Here is a 3,303-nt window from a genome sequence, read left to right as displayed (position 1 = left end):
AAGATTTAAAATTGGACGAACTACTTTATGGGAGTGGCAGCAAAGAAGAAAAGAAACAGGAGACTTTCAATCAAAAAAACTTGGAAATGGAGGTTACAATCACAAAATTACCGACTGGGATGCCTTTGCTAAATTTGCCAGAGAAAACGGAGGAAAGACTCTGTCGGAAATGGCTAAACTTTGGGGCAACGTTAGTATCCAAACGATCCACCGAGCTCTCAGAAAAATTGGATTTACGCGCAAAAAAAGACATATGGATACAAGGAAAGAAACGAAGAAAAACGTGCTGAATTCTTAAAAATTATAGCAACAAAAGAACCAGAAAACTTAGTTTATATAGATGAGTCTGGCATTGATAACACAGAGGACTATCCATATGGGTATTGCCAGAAAGGACAGCGGTTTTATGGCCTAAAATCTGGAAAGAAAACTCAACGAATCAGTATGGTTGCAGCCTTAAGTGGAAGAAAGATAGTTGTTCCGTTAACCTTTGAAGGCCGCTGTAATATGGATGTTTTTAATGGATGGTTTGAGCAATTTTTGACACCGATCTTGGAACCTGGACAGGCTGTCATTCTTGACAATGCTACTTTTCATAAGTCTGATAAAATTATCGAGCTTGCTAAAGGGGTTGATGCAGAAATTTTGTATCTGCCGCCTTATTCTCCAGATTTCAACAAAATTGAGCATCATTGGTTTGCTATAAAAAACAGAGCCAGGAAAAACATTCCTCTATTCGAATCCTTTCGTCGTGCTGTTGATTCTTCCTTCCTATGACCTGTTTGGACTATTATGAGAAATGCTATAATATTGCAAGCATAGAAAGTAAAATAAAAAGTGAAGCTGAAAAATCAGGTAGCGAGTTTTCTGAGTTGATTTCTAGAATGGATCAATCGCTAAAAGAGCAGAGTGAAAAGTCTATTGTACAAATTTTAGATTCATCCGCTGAGGAGATGTTAAGGAGTTTCTGTGATAGCCCTGTACAGTCTCCAGAGCCTCAAGAACCCTTTGCTTCATCTGAAGAGCATGCTACAGAAGGCCCAGAAACTAGTGTTAATTCAGATCTTTTGTCAACCTAATCAACCCCATATATATGTTTTTTTTGTACCCATGCTTTGCGTTTTGGGGTGGAAAGAAAGCACCATTCTTCGTTGCATTTTTCTATCTTCATCACAACAAACTTGTCTATTTTTATAGTAATCTTGCTGTCTACACTCTGTTTTTGATATCCATAAGTATCTTCTTTTACAATCGTGTAGCGCTTATCACTAAGAAGATTGCCTTTTATCCATCCGCAGTCTTCATGTATATCACAGACCTTTTTCCAACTCTCAAACTCTTCTATCACTTTCAGGGGCAGATTTTTGCAAGTGTATATCCATTTTACAGGATAGTGAAACCCTGGCCCCGTTCTCATGTTGATCTTATTTGATTTTGTTGAAACAAAGTTATTAGCAAACAAGCTATGGCTAAATAATAAAAACAATAGGATAATAGTACTGAACCAAGATCCCAGTGTCACGCACTGGGATAACGTGAGGGATAGTGTAACAGACTTATTCATCATAATTCACGATTAGGTTGACATAAGATAAAGAGTAAATTAAAAATTGAATAGATCTTTAAATGCAAAATCAATGCCTATAGAAATATTAATGCCTGCTCTTTCACCGACAATGAGCAAAACTGGAGGAAAAATTGTAAAGTGGCATAAAAAAGAACAAGACAAAGTTGAAGTAGGCGACGTAATTGCTGAGATAGAGACTGATAAAGCCATAATGGAGTTTGAATCTATAGATGAAGGAGTTTTAGCAAAAATTTTAGTAACAGAAGGAACAAGTGGCGTGCCTGTAAATCAACCAATAGCTTTAATGCTGGAAGAAGGAGAAGATGAAAGTGCACTTAACAACTATACTTCAACTTCCATCAATAGTGCAGTTAAAAAGGAAGTGACAAAAAGTGCTGTTGATAATCAAAAATCAGAACACCAAGATTTAAACGGAAAGCCAATAAGTCATTCTTCGGTGTCATTCCAGCGCGTGACGCCGGAATCCAACCCCTCAATGTCATCCCAGTGCTTGACACTGGGATCTAGAAAAGAAGAAGATACTAAGACAACAGAAGGTAGAATAAAAATAAGCCCATTAGCTAAGAAAATAGCTCAAAATGAAGGGGTTAATGTGCAGCAATTAAAAGGTACAGGACCATACGGTCGCATAATTAAGGCTGATGTGTTGGAGTTTTTAGGCAGTGGTATACATACTGAAAGTCCTGAGAAAGATACCATAGTTGAAGTAAGCAACATGCGCCAAGTGATAGCACAGCGCCTAACTGAATCAAAACAGAATGTTCCACATTTTTATTTAACTGTAGACTGCCAGGTTGATAAGTTAATATCGTTAAAAAACGAGATTAGCTCAGCAGATGAAAATAACAAAGTAACAATTAATGACCTAATCATAAAAGCTGCAGCTTTCAGCATGAAAAAATTTCCTGATATAAATTCTTCGTGGATAGATAATAAAATACTTAAATACTCGAATGTAGATATTTCAATCGCTGTGGCACTTGAAGATGGGCTAATTACTCCTATAGTGAAAAACGCTGATAAAAAGGGTATTTTATCTATATCAAAAGAAGTGAAAGATTTAGTAAGCAGAGCAAGATCTGGAAAATTGAAACCTGAAGAGTTTCAAGGAGGAGGGTTTACTATCTCCAACTTAGGGATGTTTGGTATAAAAGCCTTCAGTGCTATAATCAATCCGCCGCAATCTTGCATTATGGCAGTTGGTGCATCCAAAAAACAACCAATTGTTATGAATGAGAAAATAGAGATAGCAGAAATAATGACAGTAACACTTTCTGTTGACCATAGAGCAGTTGATGGGGCACTCGGAGCAAAGTTTTTAAACGCCTTTAAGCATTATATAGAGAATCCTCTGGTGATGTTTATTGAAACTGCGGTAACTTATTAGCATCGTTATTACAAAATTAATACCTCTAAGTTTATAATTCTACTAGTTAATAGGCTTAGAGGTAAAAAAATGAATACTACAGTAGAAAAAAATAATTCAAAATTTTTCCTAAAAATGAAGGAAAGATTAACTCAAAAGGCATGGTTGCCCCACCTGTTCCTCCGAAATCTTCCCAAGCTAAATTTGCTGGAATAAAAGCGATTTTTGAGCGAAATGCATCTCATTCCCAAGCAAATGATATAGCTCTTTCCATAAAAGTCCGGATGTGGTAGGATAAGGATAGATGATGATAAGGAGGTTGAATGCCAGCAGCATATAGTTATGATTT

4 protein-coding genes are annotated in these 3,303 nt (G+C 36.5%); 3 read left to right on the top strand and 1 reads right to left on the bottom strand.

What is annotated here, in order from left to right; all coding sequences use genetic code 11:
- Both OZD66_RS03290 and OZD66_RS03285 read left to right on the top strand, forming a co-directional pair.
- A protein-coding gene (locus tag OZD66_RS03290; protein ID WP_275021947.1) for an IS630 family transposase occupies positions 1–777 on the top strand; the annotation gives its coding sequence in 2 pieces (ribosomal slippage) (positions 1–242 and positions 242–777; 778 coding nt annotated over the 2 pieces). This gene is flagged as partial in the annotation.
- Positions 774–1,079 carry a hypothetical protein gene (locus OZD66_RS03285; protein ID WP_275022207.1) on the top strand — a complete coding sequence of 102 codons (306 nt, stop codon included), beginning with the start codon at positions 774–776 and terminating at the stop codon, positions 1,077–1,079. The genes OZD66_RS03290 and OZD66_RS03285, both read left to right, overlap by 4 nt.
- Here OZD66_RS03285 and OZD66_RS03280 read toward each other — a convergent pair.
- On the bottom strand, positions 1,076–1,567 hold the full coding sequence (locus tag OZD66_RS03280; RefSeq protein WP_275022205.1) for an SH3 domain-containing protein: 492 nt from the start codon (positions 1,565–1,567) through the stop codon (positions 1,076–1,078). The two genes, OZD66_RS03285 and OZD66_RS03280, sit on opposite strands and share 4 nt — an antisense overlap.
- A gap of 70 nt (positions 1,568–1,637) precedes the next feature.
- Between OZD66_RS03280 and OZD66_RS03275 the strand changes: the two genes are divergently transcribed.
- A complete protein-coding gene (locus OZD66_RS03275; RefSeq protein WP_182367857.1) occupies positions 1,638–2,975 on the top strand; it encodes a pyruvate dehydrogenase complex dihydrolipoamide acetyltransferase in 1,338 nt (445 codons plus the stop codon).
- Positions 2,976–3,303: the final 328 nt, after the last annotated feature.

Origin of the sequence: Wolbachia endosymbiont of Drosophila baimaii (assembly GCF_028982185.1) — a bacterium.
GTDB lineage: Bacteria > Pseudomonadota > Alphaproteobacteria > Rickettsiales > Anaplasmataceae > Wolbachia > Wolbachia pipientis.
The sequence above is the reverse complement of the archived record's forward strand: the minus strand, read 5'-3'. Positions and strand labels throughout refer to the sequence as shown.